This window comes from Pseudomonas sp. R1-7 (genome assembly GCF_051132105.1).
GTDB lineage: Bacteria > Pseudomonadota > Gammaproteobacteria > Pseudomonadales > Pseudomonadaceae > Aquipseudomonas.
The window spans coordinates 5621551-5640460 of the sequence record NZ_CP071661.1 but is presented as its reverse complement, the minus strand read 5'-3'; the positions used below and the strand labels follow the sequence as shown (position 1 = coordinate 5640460).

The following is an 18910-nucleotide window of genomic DNA, read 5'->3' as shown; positions in this document are numbered from 1 at the left end:
TCTCTGGAACACTCGGGATTGGCGGTGTGTCCGGAAATGGCCGATGACTTTGCAGGATCGCTGCGCGCCTCAGCATGAGCTCATAAACCCGCCGGGGATGAATGGCGATGAATGTCGCGATTCTACACCGCTGGCGTCAGGATGAAATGACGCAAAGCGCTGATCTGTCGCCAATGTCACGCTCGGGATGACGACTGGCAACGTTCAGCCAGGCATTAACGCTCTGTGACGATGCCTGACCAGGGCATTGAGCGTTATGCCAAGGAGGCTGAACGCTATCAGGCACAGCGCCAGCGTGAGCGGCAGGGCGAACGGAGAAAGACTGATGGCGGCGCTGGTCAGTCCGCCCGTGACGAAAATCAGCACGCTGCCCGCCGAAGCGGAAGTACCTGCCTGCTCCGGAAAAATGTTCATCGCCCGGGTATGGGCCGCCGCGCGCGCAATCGTTGTGCCAGCGGTACAAACAACCATGGGTAGCAGTATGGTCGTGATGGAAAGGCCCAAGATCTTGAATAGCACCAGCATTGATAAACCCGCCGCCAGGATCAGGCCCAGGCCAGTGATGATCTGTGCGTGCGAGTCGATTCGGTTGCTGAGTACGGTCGCGCATGCGCCGCCGCCGATGTAGGCCAGCCCATAGCCCAGCAATGTCATTGAGAAAGCTTCCTGGGAGAGCTGCAACTGGTCGATAAAGATCACTGGCGAAATGACGATGAACGAAAAGTGGCAGGAGAACGCGAAAGCTGACGTCAGCCAATAGGCGACGAAACCGAAATGACCGCAGACGTTTCGATAAGACGCCAAGAAGCTCATCCGCCTGGCCCGGCAGCCTTGTACCGCGCCTTCGAGGAGGAAACAGGCGCCGGCAAATGCGCCGATGGCCAGGACGATGAACACTATGAAACTGCCGCGCCAACCCATCCAGCTCTGTAGGCCGGTGCCGGCCAGTGGCGAAACGGAAATAAAGATGCCGCCGCAGGTGACCAGGAAGATACGCAGGCGCTGTTGTTGCGCCCCGGTGAACAAATCCTGGATCAGGGCCTGGGAAATCACAAAACAACCGCAACCCAATGCCTGGATGATACGAAAAAACAGGAACAGCCAGAAATTGTCAGTGAATACACATCCCGTTGCGCCGATGGCAGAGACGGCAATGCCCATCAACAACAGTTTCTTTCGACCCAAGGCATCGCAAAGCGGGCCTATCAATAACTGGGAGAGCGCAATGCCTACCGCAAACAGGCTGACGGACAAGGCGATGTCAGACGATGAGTTGCGAAAGTGATCAGACAGTGCCGGGAATGAGGGCAGCACGACATCGATCGGGAATACGCCCAGCAGCGTCAGCATCGACAGCAGGCCGACAATGGCTCGCTTGTGAATCGAAGGGCGTTCGGATAGATCAGGCATCGATGAACCCTGCGTCGCAGAAAAGCGCTCGGTTGTGGTCATCGTCAAAGAAGCCGGCCCGTTTCATGGCCAGGAATGTCGATGCCGCGCCTGACCTGACCCGTGCGGCATGAGCGTGTGACAGCACGATCCCGGCAAGGATCTGGCGGGATGCGGGCTCATCGAATCCCACGCTGGCGAGGCTGCGCATCAGCCAGGGCATATCCGGTTCGAAATAGAGCTTGATGATCTCCAACAGGAGCCTCGCGGCCAGTTGGCGTTGCGTTGCGTCGAGGAGAGGCCAGAGGTAGCTGAAAACCTCGCTGAAGTAGCGGCTGTGGCGCGCCTCGTCTTCCAAGTGAGTTCGGAGCATCCGATAGACCGTGCTCACCAAGGTTTTCCGGGTAAGGGTCAGCAGCTCCCTGGCGATAATCGTTTCGGAGACGAATCCCAGCAGGAACCATCCGAGGGGGCGGTTTGGGAGGGGGCACCTCTGGATCACTTCCAGCAGCCGGCCGATTCGCCGGGCTGGAGGGCGGTCGTGAATGCCGTAGAAGCTAGCGATCTGTTCAGCCACCTCATGGGAAAACAGTGCATGGTAGCCTTCGTCGGTATAAAGCTGCAGCGCCGCAGTTTTCATTTGCCTCGGAATCGGCACGGCGAGTTCGCCATGGACAAGAGCCTCAACGGAGCGGTTGACGACCCGGTGCTCCAGCATCGTCGTGTAATCGAGGAAGTACACCAGGTGATTGGCCGCGAGGCGTTGGCCAACGGAGTGACCCGCCTGTATGACCAATGGATGTTCGACGTAGGGAATGAAGGCCGGGGGAAACCAGTTCCGACTCGACAGTTGCCGCTCAAGATCGTCGGGCAGGCGATAGCCGTCTTGACGTGCTCGCACGGCCGCCTTGCTGTCCCAGTCGCCCAGGGTATAGAGCGGTTCCTGGGCAGAGATCGGGCCGCTCATGGCATGACGTCCTGTTCGTCGAGCAACGCCATCAGCTCGGGGCAGTGGACCTGGCTGTCACCGTGGCCGCAGCCGACAAAGAACAGCGGTTGTTCGGGGGCTCCTTCAAGGTCGAGCAGGCGCTCCACCTGATGATCGGCCAAGGCCCCTGTCAGCCAGGTATCCAGGCCCAGGGCGGTCGCAACCATCAGGAAGCTCTGGGAGACGTGACCTGCCTCGACAAAAGCCATCCGATAGGCGCGGGAGTGCCCGTATTTCCACCACAGTTTGTCGAAGCGCGAAGTAATGAACAGTCCGAATGGCAGGGGATTGATGAAATGCTGCCCGCACAACAATTGACCCAGGGGTTCATCCGGCAGCATCCGGACCAGGCTTACCGCGTGTTCGTCCGGGTGATAGGCATAGATGCCCGTATCGAGTCCCCTGACGTTACGTACGTACAGATATCCTTCGCAGGCATTGAGGCCGCCTCCCGAGGGGCTGCTTCGTCGCGCGTCGGATCCATCGTCGGGGCAGGATCGTTCGTTCAGGTATCCCAAGGTCAGGTAAAGAAGGGTGCTGACCTGGTCGATGGAAATGGGGCGGTTGTCGAATGAGCGGGAAGTGCTTCGGTTGAGCAGTGTCCGTACCAGGGAAGCCTCTTCGAGCTTGCCCCATGAAGGGCGCTCAAGGGCGATTCGCTCGACGGGATACTGCTTTGTCCTGGCTGGAGGCGGTGGAGAGGAAAGTACTTCGGCGCAATGGTGAAGATAGAGCGCTGCCCATTCGTTCACATTCCGGGGAACGTTTTCGCAAGGAATGTTCTTTGTCCCGAAATGAAATATCTTCGAGAGCTCATCCCATTTCCAGTCAATGTGCTTCTCTGGTCCGTCGATCAATATTTCTTTGTCTGCCAGTTCCATATCGATGGGGTTTGAACGGTCGAATCGGGAGGGGTCGTTTATAAGTTGCGCCAGTCGAGTCGTGTAATAGACGTCCAGCTCGAACTGAGTGTGCTGTTCATAGTTCCATACTATTTGATGTGGAGGTCGCGCCAGGATGAACAGGCAAGGGTTTATATGCATGGCATTGTTTCCGCTGTGATTGAAAAGATGGGGCCGAGGTGCCGGCGATCCGCGACCCCGTCGTCTTGCTTAGCGGACTTTTGGCGTTACCAAACCTGCCAGGTTGGCGATTTTATTAACTTCCAGGGTGATGGCTTTCATGATGAGGCTCCTTGCTTGATAAGTGTTGTTTTCTTCTAGTGGTTGCCACTTCCGGTGTGACAGTTCAATGATAGTTTCTAGCGAGGGCTTGGCAAGCGAATATAAGGTAGGACGGCTCCAGTAATTGCGTGGGATAGTTCATACAAATAGTGTAAGTGTCGGCGTTGTCTTCGTGCTGCGGTAACTTTTCGTACAGGGCGCGCAAAAAAAACGCAGCCTGGGCTGCGTCGGGAATTGCAATGTTCAACTGTTGGGCGCGGCAGTGGCTACGCCCAGCGGTGACTTAGCTGTTAGGCAGCAACCGGCACGTAATGCTCTTGATGTAGCGTGTTTCCGCGATGGCCGGGTGCACCGGATGGTCAGGTCCCTGGCCGCCGCGTTCGAGCAGTTGGATGTTGCGATCCAAGTGACGGGCGCTGGTCAGCAAGATGTTTTGCAGATCGTCTTCGGGCAAGTGCATCGAGCACGAAGCGCTGACCAGGATGCCGTCCTTGCTGAGCAGGCGCATGGCTTGTTCATTGAGGCGGCGATAGGCACCTTCGCCATTCTTCAGGTCCTTCTTGCGCTTGATGAAGGCGGGCGGGTCGGCCACGATGACATCGAAACGTTCCTCGGCGGCCTTGAGTTCTTTCAGGGCTTCGAACACGTCGCCTTCAATGCAGGTCAGCTTTTCGGCGAAACCGTTCAGGGCCGCGTTGCGTTCCACGCCGTCGAGGGCGAAGGCCGATGCGTCGACGCAGAAGACTTCACTGGCCCCGAACGCCGCGGCCTGCACGCCCCAGCCGCCGATATAGCTGAACAGGTCCAGGACGCGCTTGCCCTTGGCGTAGGGGGCCAGGCGTGCGCGGTTCATGCGGTGGTCGTAGAACCAGCCGGTTTTCTGGCCCTCCATGACCGGCGCTTCGAATTTCACACCGTTCTCTTCCAGGGCGACCCATTCCGGCACGAGGCCAAATACGGTTTCGACGTAGCGCTGCAGGCCTTCGGCATCGCGGGCGGCGGAATCATTCTTGAACAGGATGCCGCTGGGCTTGAGCACTTGGGTCAGGGCGGCGATCACGTCGTCTTTATGGGCTTCCATGGTGGCGGAGGCGATCTGCACCACCAGGATATCGCCGAAACGGTCGACCACCAGGCCCGGCAACAGGTCGGAGTCCCCGTAGACCAGGCGGTAGAACGGCTTGTCGAACAGGCGCTCGCGCAGGGACAACGCTACGTTGAGGCGGTGGACCAGCAGGGACTTGTCCAATGGAAGCTTCGCATCGCGGGACAGCAAGCGCGCGCAGATCAGGTTGTTGGGGCTCATCGCGACGATGCCCAACGGCTTGCCGCCCGCGGCTTCGAGGAGGGCTTGGTCGCCGGCCTTGAAACCATGCAGCGGGGTGGCGGCCACGTCGATTTCGTTACTGTAGACCCACAGGTGGCCGGCGCGCAGGCGACGGTCGGCGTTGGCTTTGAGGCGCAGGCTAGGCAGGGACATGACGTCGCTCCGGAAAAAAGAGCGGGAGTATACCGTGTTGCAACCTTTGCGGGGCTTGTGCTGGACATGCGGCGAGGAAGCGTCGCTTGCCTCGCCGTCATGGCTTCACGCGGACAATGCGCTGATCAACTCGCGATTGAAGGCAGGGATGTCATCGGGCTGGCGGCTGCTGATCAGCTTGCCATCCGTGACGACTTCCTGATCAACCCAGTTCGCGCCGGCATTGGTCAGATCGTCCTTGAGCGTCTTGTAGCTGGTCATGGTCTTGCCCTTGACGAGCCCGCTCGACACCAGCAACCAGCCACCGTGGCAAATCACCGCGATGGGTTTGCCGGCCGCCTCGAAGCCTTTGACGAGGTCCTGGGCGTCGGGGTCGATGCGGATCGTGTCGGAGTTCTGGACGCCGCCGGGCAGCACCACAGCGTCGTATTGGTCGACGTTGGCGGCCTTGAAGGTCAGGTCGACCTGGAAGTCGTCCGCCGGCTGGTCATGGTTCCAGCCTTTGACCTGGCCTTCGCTGGCCGAAACGATCTCCACCTTGGCCCCGGCCTGTTCCAGCGCCTGTTTCGGACCGGTCAATTCGGCCTGCTCAAAACCATTTGTCACCAGGATGGCCACGCGTTTTTCATTCAGGGAGCCGGGCATGAAAAAATCTCCTCAAGCTGAGTGGGTGGGCTGCCGACCTAGGCCTGTATGCAGACTTGGCTGTCGGCTCTACAAAATCCGAAGCCGAGGCTTGAATGAAAGTTCCGCCGGTCTACCCGGCGGTGTGTCGGATTCATCTTTAAGGGTTAGAATCCCCGCCTGGCCCAGAGTGCGTATCCATGTCCAAAGAGCTTTCCGCCGAACAGATCCAACAGTCCCTGCAGGGCATCAGTGTCCCGCCCCAGCCGCAAATCATGGTGGATTTGCAAATGGAGCAGTACATGCCCGACCCGGACCTGGAGACCATCGCCAAGCTGATCTCCCAGGACCCGGGCCTCTCGGGAGCCTTGCTCAAGATCGTCAACTCGCCGTATTACGGCTTGAGCAACAAGATCACCTCGATACAGCGCGCGGTGAACCTCTTGGGCAGTCGTTCGATCATCAACCTGATCAATGCCCAATCGATCAAGGGAGAGTTGCACGACGACGCCATCGTCACCCTGAATCGCTTCTGGGACACGGCCCAGGACGTGGCGATGACCTGCCTGACCCTGGCCAAGCGCGTCGGCCTGCAAAATGGTGACGAAGCCTACGCCCTCGGGTTGTTCCACGACTGTGGTGTGCCGCTGATGCTCAAGCAGTTCCCCACCTACATGAGCGTGCTGGAGCAAGCCTACGCCAACGCCAGTGCCGAATGCCGCGTGGTGGACACCGAGAACCGCGTGTTCAATACCAACCATGCCGTGGTCGGTTATTACACTTCCAAATCCTGGCGCCTGCCGGACCACGTCAGCCAGGCCATCGCCAATCACCACAACGCCCTGGCCGTTTTCAGCGATGAGACTTCGCGCAATAACAGCCCACTGAAAAACCTGCTGGCGATCCTGAAAATGTCGGAAAACATCTGCGCCTCCTACCGCGTGCTGGGTAACCAGGCCGATGATCACGAGTGGCAATGCGTCGGACCGCTGGTGCTCGATTACATTGGGTTGTCGGAATATGACTTCCAGACCCAGAAACAGGAAATACGCGACCTGGCCACTCGTTGAACGCCAGTCTTCGCCTTAGTCGAGAGCCACATGCCAGAGCTGCCGGAAGTCGAAACCACGCGCCGCGGAATCGCGCCACACCTCGAAGGGCAGCGGGTCAGCCGCGTGGTGGTGCGCGACCGCCGCTTGCGCTGGCCGATTCCTGAAGACCTCGATGTGCGCCTTTCTGGGCAGCGCATCGTGCAAGTGGAGCGGCGGGCAAAGTATTTGCTGATCAATGCCGAAGTCGGCACGTTGATCAGCCATCTGGGCATGTCCGGCAATCTACGGCTGGTTGAAATCGGCATTCCCGCGGCCAAGCATGAACACGTGGATATCGAATTGGAGTCCGGCCTGGCCCTGCGCTACACCGACCCTCGCCGTTTTGGAGCGATGCTCTGGAGCCTCGATCCGCTCAACCATGAGTTGCTGATCCGCCTTGGGCCGGAGCCGCTGACCGATCTGTTCGATGGCGAGCGACTTTTCCAGCTTTCGCGGGGCCGTTCCATGGCTGTCAAGCCGTTCATCATGGATAACGCGGTCGTTGTCGGCGTGGGTAATATTTATGCGACCGAAGCGCTGTTCGCCGCCGGGATCGACCCGCGTCGCGAAGCGGGAGGCATCTCCCGGGCGCGCTATCTGAAACTGGCGATCGAGATCAAGCGCATCCTCGCCCATGCCATTGAGCGCGGCGGAACCACGCTGCGCGATTTCATCGGCGGAGACGGCCAGCCTGGTTATTTCCAGCAGGAACTGTTCGTCTATGGACGAGGCGGGCAGACCTGCAAGATCTGCGGCACGGGATTGCGGGAGATCCGCCTGGGGCAGCGCGCCAGCGTCTGGTGTCCACGCTGCCAAAGGTGATTTGTCCTACGGTCTATAGTCAGTAATCAACTGATTTAGCCGAAGGATGGCCTCATGAATCTGCTTCGACCTTTCGTCCTGGCGCTCTTGCTGGGTGCCAGTTTGCCTGCCGCGGCAAACACCGAGAGCGGTGATCCGCGCTACACCATCCAGAACCCACCTGCCTACGCCATGCTCGGCGACTTGCTGATTGCGCGGCCTTTGCTGCTCGCAGCCACCGTGATCGGTGCCGGGGCGTTTGTCGTATCGTTGCCCTTTACCGCGCTGGGTGGCGGTGTTGGCGATGCCGGGAAGGCGCTGGTGGTGGACCCGGCGAAGGCCACGTTCGTGCGCTGCCTGGGGTGCATTGGGGAGGGGTTTGAACGGCGACAATAAAGATCAGCAGTTACATCTTGGTGATGGCTGAGGGCCTCATCGCGAGCAAGCTCGCGATGGGGCCAGCAGGGCCGGCCAAAAACTCAAGCCTTGCCAGTGATCTTTCGATATTTCGCCATCAATTGTTCTTCAGTCTCCGGATGAGCCTCGTCGAGCGGGATGCAATCCACCGGGCAGACTTGCTGGCACTGGGGTTCGTCGTAATGGCCGACGCACTGGGTGCACAGGTTCGGGTCGATGACGTAGATCTCTTCGCCTTGGGAAATGGCCTCGTTCGGGCACTCGGGTTCGCAGACGTCGCAGTTGATGCAGTCGTCGGTGATGATAAGGGACATGCAGACTCCGGCCGGGGCGTTGGGCCCGGGCAGTTGAAAACGAATAGGCGCAATTGTGCCGCAATCGCGCGCACAGTGCACGCGGGCGCGATGGACTGTGCTGTGCTGCGGGGCTGCCCCGCGGCACAGCCGGTTACTTCTTGAAGCGCAGGGTCAGCGCATCGGCGACGGCCGGGTGGACGAACTTGGTAATATCGCCGCCCAACGCCGCAATTTCGCGCACCAGGGTCGAGGAAATGAAGGAGTAGCGTTCCGACGGCGTCAGGAAGAGGCTTTCGACGTCCGGCGCCAATTGGCGGTTCATGTTCGCCAGCTGGAACTCGTATTCGAAATCCGAGACCGCGCGCAGGCCGCGCAGGAACACGTTGGCATTTTTTTCCTTGGCGAAGTGCGCCAAGAGTGTCGAAAAGCCGACCACTTCCACGTTGGGCAGGTGCTTGGTGACTTCACGAGCCAATTCCACCCGTTGTTCCAGCGGGAACAGTGGGTTTTTCTTTGGGCTGGCAGCGACGGCGATGATCACATGATCGAACAAGCGCGAAGCGCGTTCGACCAGATCGCCATGGCCCTTGGTAATAGGGTCGAAGGTACCTGGGTACAACACTCGGTTCATCGCGTCGTCCTGGCGGGAGTCCGTTGGGGAGTCGGATGGTATCGCAGCCTTCTCGGTCGGCCAAGTCGACTGTTGGTCAGGAGCGCACTATAGACGCTGCGAATAATCCATATTTTCAAGGTTTTCCCAGGCGTTTGGCCAGGGATGTCGCCAATTGTGCCGTCAATCCATACACCGACAACTGCGGGTTCGCGCCGATGCTGGTAGGGAACAGCGAACCGTCGTGGATGGAAAGATTGCCCAGTTGATGATGGCGGCCGAGGCTATCGGCCACCGCAGTCTTCGGGTCTTCACCCATGGCACAGCCGCCCATGACATGGGCGCTGCCCAGGCGTGTGCGGTAGAGGGCAAGCTCAAGCCCGTCGATCATTGCGCGGGCCTCGGCCAGGGTTCGCACATAACGGGCATCGCTGTGCATCGGCATGACGGCCCGGGCGCCGCCGGCGAACTGAATCTCGGCCATGCTGTGGAAGGCCCGGCGCAGGCCATCCCAGGCGTAGGGCGAAACCTGATAGTCGAGCACTGGCGTGCCATCGCTGCGCAACTCAACGTTGCCGCCCGGGCTATCGGGGTGAAAACCGTCGCGCAGCAACGCCAGCATGGCATGGGTATGGGGCAGCTGTGCCATGTGCATGGCGTTCTCTGGGCCGAAGCCACCCAACAGCGTGGCGGCTAGTGCCGGATGCAACGGCGGCACCTCCAGCTTGTAGGACATCTTGCCGGTGACACCGTCCTGCCATTGGAAATGGTCCGAGTAAATCGACTGCGGTGCGCCGTAGAATGGGTTGATCACTTCGTCGAACTGGCCGGCCGACATGTTTACCAAGTGCAGGAACGTGCGCTTGCCCAAGCGTTGGTGCGGGTCCGGTGCTGCGGAGCGCAGCAGCAGGGCCGGGCTGTTGATGCCGCCGCCAGCCAATACATAGTGCCGCGCCTTGATCTTGATGCGCCGCCCGGTGGGTGCCACACATTGCTCATCCATGGCCAGGCAATCCAAGCCGATGACCTTGTCATCCTTGATGACCAGGCGTTCGGCCCGCGCCAGGTAAAGCAACGCGCCGCCCTTGTCCAAGGTGGCGGGTATGGTGGTGACGAGCATCGACTGCTTGGCGTTGGTCGGGCAGCCCATGCCGCAATAACCCAGGTTCCAACAGCCTCGTACGTTGCGGGGGATGACGTGCCAGGCGTAGCCCAGTTGTTCGCAGCCTTTGCGGACCACGTCGTTGTTGGCGTTGGGTGGAATCATCCAGGACGCCACCCCGAGGCGTTGTTCCATGCGTGCGAACCAGGGCGCCATCTCGGCGGGGCTGTGGCCCTTGACGTTGTGCTCAGTCGCCCAATGTTCGAGGGTCTGCGGCGGCGTGCGGAAGCTTGAAGTCCAGTTGATCAACGTCGTGCCACCGACAGCGCGTCCCTGGAGAATGGTGATGGCGCCGTCCTTGCTCATGCGCCCGAGGCCTTCCTGGTACAGGCTGGTGTAGGCCTGGTCCTCGCGCAGCGTGAAGTCGTGGCTGGTCTTGAGCGGTCCTTCCTCGATGAGCAATACCTTGTAGCCGGCAGCACTGAGAATTTCTGCCGTGGTGCCGCCGCCGGCGCCGCTGCCGATGATCGCCACGTCCGGCTCCAACACGAGGTCCTGGGTCAGTTGCGCGCCGTTGTAGGTGGTCCAGCCACGGGCGAGGCCTTCGCGGAACGGGTCGGGTACGGGCATGCCAGGACTCTCTTGTTGTTATGAATTGCGATGAGGATCACTGTGGAAGCGAGCCGGGTTTCAAACTGTGGGGGGCCCTGGATATCCGCAATGAGCCCAGGACTCCGGCCGGCTGTACCACGCCATCATCACCATTTGCAGCAATGAGCCGTGGCCTTGGCGCAACAAGCTCAGCGAGCTATTTTCCCACCGGCTCAGGAACTGTCGGATGTCTTCGGCGCTGGCGTTTTCCCACGCGCCCCAGATTCCGGTCAGCGGCCCACGGGTAACGCCCAGCGTCAGCACATCGAACAACTGGCGCGTGAGCTTGAGCATGGACGGCGACAGGTGCGCCAGCCCTCGATCCAGGCTCTGCAGCGTGGCTTCGGTGGCGGCGAGCAGTGTTCCAGCTGTCGTGACGCCGTCGAGCATGACGGGGATCACCGCGCGCAGGAATGGCAGGTCGCTGTCGCGCAATGCTGCCAGCCCGCGGGCCGGTTCGCTGGAGGAGCAGCCGCTCAGGCTGGCGCCCAATCCGACGGTGATCAGGAAGGCGCTGGCGCCGAAGCTGAGTTGCAGCAAGCCGCGTCGGGACAGGGCGGGCGTATCGGTCAGGCTTGGGTTCATTATTGTTATTACCCGGGAAGACGCTGGTTAGCGGATAAACAGCTTCTGGATCAGTTTCTGCAACGGCTTTCCATAAGGCGGGTAGATCAGTTTCGCCGCGTTGAACCGCTGCTTGACCAGCACGCCCTTGGCTTTGCTGAAGGTCAGGAAACCCTCATGCCCGTGATAATGCCCCATCCCCGAAGCACCAATGCCGCCGAACGGCATATCGTCCTGAGCCACGTGCAACAGTGTGTCGTTGAGGCAGACGCCGCCGGAATGGGTTTCGTTGAGCACGCGATTCTGTTCCGTCTTGTTGTAGCCGAAATAGTAAAGCGCCAGCGGACGAGGTCGCTGATTGATGTAGGCAAAGGCCTGGTCGAGCGTTTCGTAGGGGACGATAGGCAGCAGCGGCCCGAAAATTTCGTCCTGCATGACCGTCATTTCATCCGTGACGTTCAGCAGAAGGCTGTGGGCCATGCGACGGCCCTGGCTTTGCTCGAACAACTCGATCAACAACGCCCCCTTGCTGGTTGCGTCGCCGATGTAGCCGTTGAGCCGCGCCAGTTGTCGTTCGTTGATGACGGCGGTGTAGTCCGGGTTGTCGATCAGTGTCGGATAGAACCCGCGCACGGCCTCGCGATACGCCTCGACGAAAGCCCCGACACGGTTTTGCGGCACCAGCACATAATCCGGTGCGACACAGGTTTGCCCGGCGTTGAGCGTCTTGCCGAAGGCGATGCGCTCGGCGGCGTGTTCAAGCGGGACGTCACCGGAAACGATGGCGGGGGATTTTCCGCCCAGTTCGAGGGTAACCGGTGTCAGGTTTTCCGCGGCGGCACGCATCACGTGCTTGCCTACGCTGGTTGCGCCGGTGAACAGCAGATGATCGAACGGCAGCCTGGAGAACGCGATGCCAACGTCCGCTTCGCCAAGCACGACGGACACCAGGTCCTGGGGAAATATCCGGGCCAGCAATTGCTTGAGCAATGAACCAGTGGCGGGGGTCGATTCGCTGAGTTTGAGCATCACCCGGTTGCCCGCCGACAACGCCCCGACCAGGGGGCCGATGGCCAGGAAAAGCGGATAGTTCCAGGGCACGATGACCCCGACCACTCCCAGCGGCTGGTAGACCACCTTGGCCGACGCTGGCTGGAAGGCCACGCCAACCTTGCGCCGGGAGGGCTTCATCCAGCCTTTGAGGTGCCGGCTGGCGTAGTGGATACCGTGCAGGCTCGGCATCAGCTCGGCCAGCAAGGTTTCGTCCGCGCTGCGGTGGCTGAAATCCTCGCTGATGGCATCGATCAGGGCCTGCCGTTCAGTGCTCAACAATTCGCCCAATGCCTTGAGCCATTGCCGTCGCTGCTCTGCCGGTGGCATCGGGTGAGCCGCGTAGGCCTGGCGCTGGGCGATGAAGAGCGCCTGGAGTTCGTCCAGGTGCTGTTGGGACTCGTGCAGGTAAGCAACGTCAGCGGGCATGGCAGGCACCGGATTTTTATTGGAGTCGGTGCTTTCTAGAGCTTATGCTCTAAAAAGTCAAATGAGCCTCTGTAAATCGCTTGGGTTTTATCCTGTGACCGATAGGTCGTAAGATGCCCTTCGATCACTTTTTCAGTAAAGCCCAAGCCATGGCCCCACGAATGAAAACCAGCGAGCGCATCGTGCAGAACAGCCTCGAGCTGTTCAACCGGCAGGGCGAGCGCAGCGTCAGTACCAACCATATTGCCGCCCATATGGAGATGTCCCCGGGCAACCTCTATTACCACTTCCCCAACAAGCAGGCGATCATCGCCGTGCTGTTCAGTGAGTATGAAAACCTGGTGGACAGCTTCTTGCGTCCGCCCCAGGGCCGTCTGTCCACGGTGGATGACAAGCGCTTTTACCTGCAGGAGCTGCTATCGGCGATGTGGCGCTACCGGTTCCTGCATCGGGACCTGGAGCACCTGCTCGACAGCGACCCGGAACTAGCGGCTCGTTACCGACGATTTTCCCAGCGCTGTCTGATTCATGGCACCGCGATCTACGAGGGGTTCGTCGCTGCCGGCATCTTGAAAATGGACCGCGTGCAGATCGAATCACTGACCCTTAACGCATGGATCATCCTCACGTCCTGGGTGCGGTTCCTGTGTACGACCCGGGAAAATTCCAACCACCTGAGCGAACAGGCCATCAAGCGTGGCGTGTACCAGGTCCTGGTGCTCGAAGCGGGTTTCGTGACCGACCAGGCCCGTGAGGCGGTGGATGCGTTGTTCAAAGAATTCTACGTCCCCCTGGCCCAGACCCTGGAAGAAGGGCAGTAAGGATCGGACCTGCTTGATTCAGCCACAGGAGCTCGCCATGCCCATCGCGCAACTCATCAGCCCCCAAGCCCTTGAACAGAGGCGATCACAGCCCGGGCTGGTGATTCTTGATTGTCGTTTTGCCCTCGAAGATCCGGACTACGGCCAGCGCAGCTACGCCGAGGGTCATATTGCCGGTGCGTCCCACGCCGACCTTGAGCGCGATTTGAGCGGCTCGGTCGTCAAGGGCGTGACCGGACGCCATCCTCTGCCTGAGCCTGACGCGTTGATTGCGCGCCTGCGGGCCTGGGGGATCAATAATGACAGTGACATCGTGCTGTATGACGATGGCCCCGGTGCCTACGCCGCTCGCGCCTGGTGGTTGCTGGCCTGGCTGGGCAAGCGTGATGGCGTCCACCTCCTCGACGGCGGGCTCAAGGCCTGGCACGCGGCGGGTTTGCCCCTGAGTCTCGATCCGCCTGCCATCGCACCCGGCACCTTCAATGGTTCGCCGGACGCGGATTTGCTGGTGGACGCGCAAGCGCTGCAGCAACGCCTCGGCCAACCGGAAATGACATTGCTGGACGCGCGGGCATTGCCGCGATTCAAGGGAGAGGTCGAGCCGATCGATCCCGTGGCCGGGCATATTCCGGGCGCGCAATGCGCGGCGTTCACCGACAACCTGGGCGCCGATGGACATTTCCTGCCGGCCGACGAGCTCAAGCAGCGCTTTGCCGGGAAACTCGGTGATCGCTCGCCGACCGGCTTGGTGGCCTATTGCGGCTCCGGCGTAACGGCATGCCATAACCTGTTCGCGTTATGCCTGGCAGGGTATCCGTTGGGCAAGCTGTATGCCGGTTCGTGGAGTGAGTGGATCACTGATCCACAGCGGGGCGTGGCGAAGGGCGAGTAATGCTCAACCGTGTCCCAGGCTCGCCAGCCATTTGGGGATGCGCCTTTCCAGATAATAGCCGGGGCGCCGCAACGTCCCGTCGACGAACCCGACGTGTCCGCCTCGGGTATGCAGTTCGAGCCGGGTCGACGCAGATAGCTCATCGGGCTCGGGCAAGCTGTGGGGAAATACGAACGGATCGTCGGCTGCCTGGATAAGCAAGGTCGGCGTTTTGACCCCCGCCATGAAATAGCGGCTGGAGGCGCGTCGATAATAGTCCGCCGCGTCCGAGAATCCGTGCAGCGGCGCAGTGACCCGCCCATCGAAATCCCAGAACGTGCGCATGTTGTCCAGCGAGCCCAGCGCGGCCAGGGCCGCAAGCCCTTCGTGGCGTCCGTCATGCTGGAACTGGCGTTGTTTGTTGCGTACGTAGGCCACCATCTCGCGCATGAAATGCGCTTGGTAGAACCGGGAGAACCCCTGTCCGATACGGTCGGCGCACTGGTCCAGGCGAAACGGCACTGAAACGGCTACCGCGCCCTGCAGTTGGCTGTCGTTGCCGGTCTCGCCCAAGTGCTTGAGCAAGACGTTGCCGCCGAGGGAATAGCCCACTGCAAACAGGGGGGCCAATGGGCGTCGGCTCCGCAGGTGGGTCAAGGTGGCGGCGAGGTCTTCGCTGACGCCTGAATGATAGCTGCGAGGCAGCAGGTTCGGCTCCCCCGAGCAACCGCGCCAGTTCAGCGCGACGCTGGCCCAGCCTTGGTCGTCGAGTGCCTGTTGCAAGCCCGTCACGTAGGGCGAGTTGGAAGAACCGGTCAGCCCGTGAAGCACTAGCACCAACGGCGCGTCGGCACTATGGGGGCCATGCCAGTCGAGATCGAGGAAGTCGCCATCTTCCAGCCACAGCCGCTCCCGTTCACGGTTGATGGGATACGACTTTCGCCATAGCGGCCCCCACAATGTTTGCAGGTGCGGGTTGCCAAGGCCCGGGGCAGGGACGAAACGTTCGGATGCGGCGGACATTCTGACTATTTCTCGATGCACGGCCAGCCGTTCAGCCAATGTCCTTTGGTGAACGCTGCCACAACGCGTAATGCACCTGTCCGGATTTCTGCTCGCGATGCAGGCGCCAATTGCTCGGCAGTCCCAGGGTGGACGGGGCGGTCTCGCTTTCAGTGTAGACCCAGGCATCCTCGGCCAGCCACTGACGTTCCTCGAGCAAGGCGCAGACTGTCGGCAGCAGGTTCTGATTGAACGGCGGGTCGAGGAAAACGAGGTCGAAGCGGGTCGCCGGTTGGCTGTCGAGGTAACGCAGCGCGTCGGCCGTCTGCACCTGGCCGACGGTGCAACGCAAGGTGCCGAGGTGTTCCTTCAGGCTGGAAACCGCCAGGCTACTGGCGTCCAGCGCCTGGCCCATGACGGCACCACGGGACAGCGCTTCGAGAAACAGCGCGCCGCTACCGGCAAACGGGTCGAGCACCTTGGCGCCCGCGACGTAGGGCGCGAGCCAGTTGAACAGGGTCTCGCGCACCCGGTCCGGCGTCGGCCGCAGGCCTGGGGCGTCCGGGAAGCTCAAGCGTCGGCTGCGCCATTCACCGCCAATGATGCGAAGTTGGTTCACACCGTTGTGCGTGGGTTTGCGGGTGGAACTCGATGAACGGGCCATTAGTGCTCCGGGACCCCGAGCGGCTGCTCGGCAGGTTTGTCAGTGGGCGCCGGCAACGGTTTTTGCGGGACGGTCGGGCCAGCGGTGACGATGACCATCTTGTCGGTGCTCAGGTGTTTGTTCAAAGCCGCCTTGACCTGCTCGACCGTCAGTTCCTGTGACTGGCGCATGAAATCTTCCAGGTAGCTCAGCGGCAAATCATAGAAGCCCATGGCGCCAAGCTGGCCAACGATGTCGGCGTTACTGGCGGTGGACAGCGGGAAACTCCCGGCCAATTCGCGCTTGGCGTCATCGAGTTCTTTCTGGGTCGGCCCGTTCTTGAGGTAATCGGCAAAGACGTCCTGCACCAGCTTGAGCGTGCCTTCACTCATCTCGGCCCGGGTCTGCAGACTGATCATGAACGGACCGCGAGCCTGCATCGCCGTGAAGCCGGAATATACGCCATAGGTCAGGCCGCGCTTTTCCCGGACCTCGGTCATCAGCCGCGTACCGAAACCACCACCGCCCAGGATCTGGTTGCCCAGGGACACGGCGGCATAATCCGGATCGTCACGGTCGATGCCCAGCTGCGCGAGCATCAGGTTGGTCTGCTTGGACGGGAATTCGATGTGGCCGATGCTCGCCTCAGGCTCCACGGGTGGCGGAGTTTTCGCCAGTGCCGGGCCTTTGGGCAGTGCGGCGGACACCTGGCTGGCAATCGCTTCGGCTTCGGCACGGGACAAGTCCCCCACCAAGGCGATCACGGCGTTACCGGCAGCATAGGCCTTGGCATGGAAGGCCTTGGCCTGGGCCAGGGTTATCTGAGGAATGCTCTGTTCGGTGCCATCGCTGGAGTGGGCGTACGGATGATCGCCATACAGGCGCTTCATCAGCTCCAGGCCCGCCAGTTTGCCGGGGTTCTGTTTCTGGTACTCGAAACCGGCGAGCATCTGGTTCTTGATGCGGGCGAACGAGTCGGCGGGGAAGATCGGCTTGCCGACGACTTCGGCGAACAGCATCAGTGCCGGCTCACGTTTGTCCGTCGCGCTGAGGCTGCGCAACGAGGCCACGGCCATGTCCCGGTAGGCGCCGTTGCCGAAGTCCGCGCCGAGGCCCTCGAAACCTTGGGCAATGGCGCTGACGTCCTTGCCGGCCACGCCTTCGTTGAGCATGGCATTGGTCAGCAGGGCAAGGCCTGGGGCATCGCCGTCCTGGCTGCTGCCGGCGGCGAAGGTCAGGCGCAGGTCGAACATCGGCAATTCCCGGGCTTCGACAAACAGGACCTTGGCGCCGTCGGCGGTTTTCCAGGTTTGCACATCGAGCTGGCGACGGCTTGGCGCCTTATCGTCCAGTTCGGCCAGCGATTGCAGTTTGTTGCCTGACTTGGCCTTGTCCAGCGCCTGGCTGGCGTTGGAACTGTTCGAAGGCGACAGGTAAAAGGCCAGCGCGGCGACCAAGGCGACCAGCGCCAGGCCGATCAGCGCCAAGCGCGATGATTTGCGCTCACTCATTGAGCTTTCTCCTCAGGCAGGACATGCGCGACGCTCAAGCGCGGGCGGGTGAAATACAGCTGGGCTGCCTTTTGGATATCCTGCGGGGTCACGCTTTGCAGTTCGGCGAGCTCGGTGTCCATCAGTTTCCAGGACAAGCCGACGGTTTCCAGTTGGCCGATCGCGGTGGCCTGGCTGGTAATGGAGTCGCGCTCATACACCAGGCCGGCGATCACCTGGGCGCGGACGCGTTCCAGCTCCTCGGCGGTCGGGGCGGTCGTCTTCAGCGCTTCCAACAAGCGCCACAGCCCGGCTTCAGCCTGGGCGAGGGTCTTGTTTTTCTGGGTGTTAGGCGTTGCCGACAGGGTGAACAATGTATCGCCACGGGTGAACGCGTCGTAGTTCGACGATCCGCCCGAGACCAGCTCTTCGCCACGTTCCAGCTGGGTCGGGATCCTGCCGCTGTAGCCGCCGTCCAGCAGGGCAGAGATCAAGCGGAGGGCGTTGACCGAGGCCTTGTCCGTCGCGGTGGCGATGCTCGGTACGTTGAATGCCAGCATGACGCTCGGCAACTGGGTCCGTACATGCAGGGTGATCTTGCGTTCGCCGGGCTCGGCCAGCTCCAGCGGGATTTTCGCCGCCGGCACGTCGCGCCGGGCGATCGGGCCAAAGTAGCGCTGGGCCAGGGTCTTCACCTCGTCCGGCGTCACGTCGCCGACGACGACCAGGGTCGCATTGTTGGGGGCGTACCAGGATTCGTACCAATGACGCAGCTCGCCGACGGTCATGCGGTCCAGGTCGGCCATCCAGCCGATGGTCGGCGTGTGGTAACCGCTGGCCGGGTAGGCCATGGCCTTGAAGCGCTCGAAGGCCTTCGACATCGGCTTGTCGTCGGTGCGCATGCGGCGCTCTTCCTTGATCACCTCGATCTCGCGACTGAACTCCTCCGGCGGCAAGCGCAGGCTGGCCATGCGGTCGGCTTCGAGCTCGAAGGCCACGCCCAGGCGGTCCCGGGCCAGTACCTGGTAATAGGCGGTAAAGTCATCGCTGGTGAAGGCGTTCTCTTCGGCACCCAGGTCGCGCAGGATCAGCGACGCTTCCCCGGGGCCGATTTTATCGCTGCCCTTGAACATCATATGTTCCAGGGCATGGGACAAACCGGTCTGGCCCGGCGTTTCGTAGCTGGAACCGACCTTGTACCAGACTTGGGAGACCACCACCGGTGCGCGGTGGTCTTCGCGCACGACGACCTTCAGGCCGTTGTCGAGGGTGAATTCATGGGTAGGTTGTGGATCGGCAGCCAAGGCTGAGAAGGGCAGACAAACCGTGCTGAGCAGCAGGCCTGCGGCGCGGCGGGCAAGAGCATTCATTCGTGTTTAAACCTGTCGGGCTGCCTGCCGGGTCTTA

Annotated in this window: 19 protein-coding genes; 5 read left to right on the top strand and 14 right to left on the bottom strand. The window is 61.2% G+C overall.

Features of this window, described 5'->3' with window-relative positions; all coding sequences use genetic code 11:
* Positions 1–204: 204 nt before the first annotated feature.
* From J3P79_RS25495 to J3P79_RS25475, 5 genes are all read right to left on the bottom strand, one after another.
* Entirely contained in the window at positions 205–1410 is a 1206-nt protein-coding gene (locus tag J3P79_RS25495) for an MFS transporter (RefSeq protein ID WP_434606617.1), read from the bottom strand.
* On the bottom strand, positions 1403–2356 hold the full coding sequence (locus J3P79_RS25490; RefSeq protein WP_434606615.1) for a diiron oxygenase: 954 nt from the start codon (positions 2354–2356) through the stop codon (positions 1403–1405). Before J3P79_RS25490 ends, J3P79_RS25495 begins: the two co-directional genes overlap by 8 nt.
* Positions 2353–3420 (bottom strand): SagB family peptide dehydrogenase, encoded by a 1068-nt coding sequence (locus tag J3P79_RS25485; RefSeq protein WP_434606612.1) that lies wholly within the window; start codon positions 3418–3420, stop codon positions 2353–2355. The genes J3P79_RS25490 and J3P79_RS25485 overlap by 4 nt, the downstream gene beginning before the upstream one ends.
* A gap of 424 nt (positions 3421–3844) precedes the next feature.
* Positions 3845–5041 carry a class I SAM-dependent rRNA methyltransferase gene (locus J3P79_RS25480; protein WP_434606609.1) on the bottom strand — a complete coding sequence of 399 codons (1197 nt, stop codon included), beginning with the start codon at positions 5039–5041 and terminating at the stop codon, positions 3845–3847.
* A 105-nt stretch (positions 5042–5146) separates the two neighbouring features.
* The gene (locus J3P79_RS25475; protein WP_039590424.1) at positions 5147–5686 is read right to left on the bottom strand and encodes a type 1 glutamine amidotransferase domain-containing protein; all 540 of its coding nucleotides are present in this window, start codon (positions 5684–5686) and stop codon (positions 5147–5149) included.
* Positions 5687–5865: 179 nt separating this feature from the next.
* On the opposite strand from J3P79_RS25475, the gene J3P79_RS25470 reads away from it, so the two are divergent.
* The 3 genes from J3P79_RS25470 to J3P79_RS25460 are packed head-to-tail and all read left to right on the top strand — an operon-like array spanning position 5866 to position 7953.
* Positions 5866–6735 (top strand): HDOD domain-containing protein, encoded by an 870-nt coding sequence (locus J3P79_RS25470; RefSeq protein WP_434606605.1) that lies wholly within the window; start codon positions 5866–5868, stop codon positions 6733–6735.
* Between the two features lie 30 nt (positions 6736–6765).
* Positions 6766–7578 carry a bifunctional DNA-formamidopyrimidine glycosylase/DNA-(apurinic or apyrimidinic site) lyase gene (mutM, locus tag J3P79_RS25465; RefSeq protein WP_434606604.1) on the top strand — a complete coding sequence of 271 codons (813 nt, stop codon included), beginning with the start codon at positions 6766–6768 and terminating at the stop codon, positions 7576–7578.
* A gap of 54 nt (positions 7579–7632) precedes the next feature.
* Positions 7633–7953 (top strand): multidrug transporter, encoded by a 321-nt coding sequence (locus J3P79_RS25460; protein WP_434606602.1) that lies wholly within the window; start codon positions 7633–7635, stop codon positions 7951–7953.
* 83 nt (positions 7954–8036) lie between these two features.
* Here the strand turns inward: J3P79_RS25460 and J3P79_RS25455 are convergent, their stop codons facing one another.
* The 5 genes from J3P79_RS25455 to J3P79_RS25435 form a co-directional block, all read right to left on the bottom strand.
* A complete protein-coding gene (locus tag J3P79_RS25455; RefSeq protein ID WP_003206534.1) occupies positions 8037–8288 on the bottom strand; it encodes a YfhL family 4Fe-4S dicluster ferredoxin in 252 nt (83 codons plus the stop codon).
* A 133-nt stretch (positions 8289–8421) separates the two neighbouring features.
* Positions 8422–8901 carry a pantetheine-phosphate adenylyltransferase gene (gene coaD, locus J3P79_RS25450; protein WP_007897855.1) on the bottom strand — a complete coding sequence of 160 codons (480 nt, stop codon included), beginning with the start codon at positions 8899–8901 and terminating at the stop codon, positions 8422–8424.
* A 115-nt stretch (positions 8902–9016) separates the two neighbouring features.
* Positions 9017–10612 carry a GMC family oxidoreductase N-terminal domain-containing protein gene (locus tag J3P79_RS25445; protein ID WP_434606600.1) on the bottom strand — a complete coding sequence of 532 codons (1596 nt, stop codon included), beginning with the start codon at positions 10610–10612 and terminating at the stop codon, positions 9017–9019.
* A 60-nt stretch (positions 10613–10672) separates the two neighbouring features.
* Entirely contained in the window at positions 10673–11218 is a 546-nt protein-coding gene (locus tag J3P79_RS25440; protein WP_434606599.1) for a twin-arginine translocation pathway signal protein, read from the bottom strand.
* Positions 11219–11245: 27 nt separating this feature from the next.
* Entirely contained in the window at positions 11246–12676 is a 1431-nt protein-coding gene (locus J3P79_RS25435; protein ID WP_434606596.1) for a coniferyl aldehyde dehydrogenase, read from the bottom strand.
* A gap of 149 nt (positions 12677–12825) precedes the next feature.
* On the opposite strand from J3P79_RS25435, the gene J3P79_RS25430 reads away from it, so the two are divergent.
* Positions 12826–13497, top strand: a complete 672-nt coding sequence (locus J3P79_RS25430; RefSeq protein ID WP_039590862.1) for a TetR/AcrR family transcriptional regulator — start codon at positions 12826–12828, stop codon at positions 13495–13497.
* A gap of 37 nt (positions 13498–13534) precedes the next feature.
* Complete coding sequence (locus J3P79_RS25425; RefSeq protein WP_434606594.1) at positions 13535–14389, top strand: sulfurtransferase; 855 nt, start codon at positions 13535–13537, stop codon at positions 14387–14389.
* 3 nt (positions 14390–14392) lie between these two features.
* On the opposite strand, the gene J3P79_RS25420 is transcribed toward J3P79_RS25425, so the two are convergent.
* From J3P79_RS25420 to J3P79_RS25405, 4 genes are read right to left on the bottom strand one after another with little or no spacing between them, the layout of a single operon-like run.
* On the bottom strand, positions 14393–15391 hold the full coding sequence (locus J3P79_RS25420) for a hydrolase (protein ID WP_434606591.1): 999 nt from the start codon (positions 15389–15391) through the stop codon (positions 14393–14395).
* A 31-nt stretch (positions 15392–15422) separates the two neighbouring features.
* Positions 15423–16034, bottom strand: coding sequence for a 16S rRNA (guanine(966)-N(2))-methyltransferase RsmD (gene rsmD / locus J3P79_RS25415; RefSeq protein WP_434606588.1), 612 nt, complete (start codon positions 16032–16034; stop codon positions 15423–15425).
* Positions 16034–17524, bottom strand: a complete 1491-nt coding sequence (locus J3P79_RS25410) for a M16 family metallopeptidase (RefSeq protein ID WP_434606586.1) — start codon at positions 17522–17524, stop codon at positions 16034–16036. Before J3P79_RS25410 ends, rsmD begins: the two co-directional genes overlap by 1 nt.
* A complete protein-coding gene (locus tag J3P79_RS25405) occupies positions 17521–18873 on the bottom strand; it encodes a M16 family metallopeptidase (protein WP_045157214.1) in 1353 nt (450 codons plus the stop codon). Before J3P79_RS25405 ends, J3P79_RS25410 begins: the two co-directional genes overlap by 4 nt.
* Between the last annotated feature and the right edge of the window lie 37 nt (positions 18874–18910).

Excerpts from the sequence above, each read along its gene's own strand:
- J3P79_RS25425 (WP_434606594.1), top strand. The coding sequence starts at position 13,535 with ATGCCCATCGCGCAACTCATCAGCCCCCAAGCCCTTGAACAGAGGCGA.
- J3P79_RS25420 (WP_434606591.1), bottom strand. The coding sequence starts at position 15,391 with ATGTCCGCCGCATCCGAACGTTTCGTCCCTGCCCCGGGCCTTGGCAAC.
- J3P79_RS25470 (WP_434606605.1), top strand. The coding sequence starts at position 5,866 with ATGTCCAAAGAGCTTTCCGCCGAACAGATCCAACAGTCCCTGCAGGGC.
- J3P79_RS25405 (WP_045157214.1), bottom strand. The coding sequence starts at position 18,873 with ATGAATGCTCTTGCCCGCCGCGCCGCAGGCCTGCTGCTCAGCACGGTT.
- J3P79_RS25410 (WP_434606586.1), bottom strand. The coding sequence starts at position 17,524 with ATGAGTGAGCGCAAATCATCGCGCTTGGCGCTGATCGGCCTGGCGCTG.
- J3P79_RS25445 (WP_434606600.1), bottom strand. The coding sequence starts at position 10,612 with ATGCCCGTACCCGACCCGTTCCGCGAAGGCCTCGCCCGTGGCTGGACC.
- J3P79_RS25475 (WP_039590424.1), bottom strand. The coding sequence starts at position 5,686 with ATGCCCGGCTCCCTGAATGAAAAACGCGTGGCCATCCTGGTGACAAAT.
- J3P79_RS25430 (WP_039590862.1), top strand. The coding sequence starts at position 12,826 with ATGGCCCCACGAATGAAAACCAGCGAGCGCATCGTGCAGAACAGCCTC.
- J3P79_RS25490 (WP_434606615.1), bottom strand. The coding sequence starts at position 2,356 with ATGAGCGGCCCGATCTCTGCCCAGGAACCGCTCTATACCCTGGGCGAC.
- rsmD (WP_434606588.1), bottom strand. The coding sequence starts at position 16,034 with ATGGCCCGTTCATCGAGTTCCACCCGCAAACCCACGCACAACGGTGTG.
- J3P79_RS25455 (WP_003206534.1), bottom strand. The coding sequence starts at position 8,288 with ATGTCCCTTATCATCACCGACGACTGCATCAACTGCGACGTCTGCGAA.
- coaD (WP_007897855.1), bottom strand. The coding sequence starts at position 8,901 with ATGAACCGAGTGTTGTACCCAGGTACCTTCGACCCTATTACCAAGGGC.
- J3P79_RS25460 (WP_434606602.1), top strand. The coding sequence starts at position 7,633 with ATGAATCTGCTTCGACCTTTCGTCCTGGCGCTCTTGCTGGGTGCCAGT.
- J3P79_RS25495 (WP_434606617.1), bottom strand. The coding sequence starts at position 1,410 with ATGCCTGATCTATCCGAACGCCCTTCGATTCACAAGCGAGCCATTGTC.
- J3P79_RS25480 (WP_434606609.1), bottom strand. The coding sequence starts at position 5,041 with ATGTCCCTGCCTAGCCTGCGCCTCAAAGCCAACGCCGACCGTCGCCTG.
- J3P79_RS25435 (WP_434606596.1), bottom strand. The coding sequence starts at position 12,676 with ATGCCCGCTGACGTTGCTTACCTGCACGAGTCCCAACAGCACCTGGAC.
- J3P79_RS25440 (WP_434606599.1), bottom strand. The coding sequence starts at position 11,218 with ATGAACCCAAGCCTGACCGATACGCCCGCCCTGTCCCGACGCGGCTTG.
- J3P79_RS25485 (WP_434606612.1), bottom strand. The coding sequence starts at position 3,420 with ATGCATATAAACCCTTGCCTGTTCATCCTGGCGCGACCTCCACATCAA.
- mutM (WP_434606604.1), top strand. The coding sequence starts at position 6,766 with ATGCCAGAGCTGCCGGAAGTCGAAACCACGCGCCGCGGAATCGCGCCA.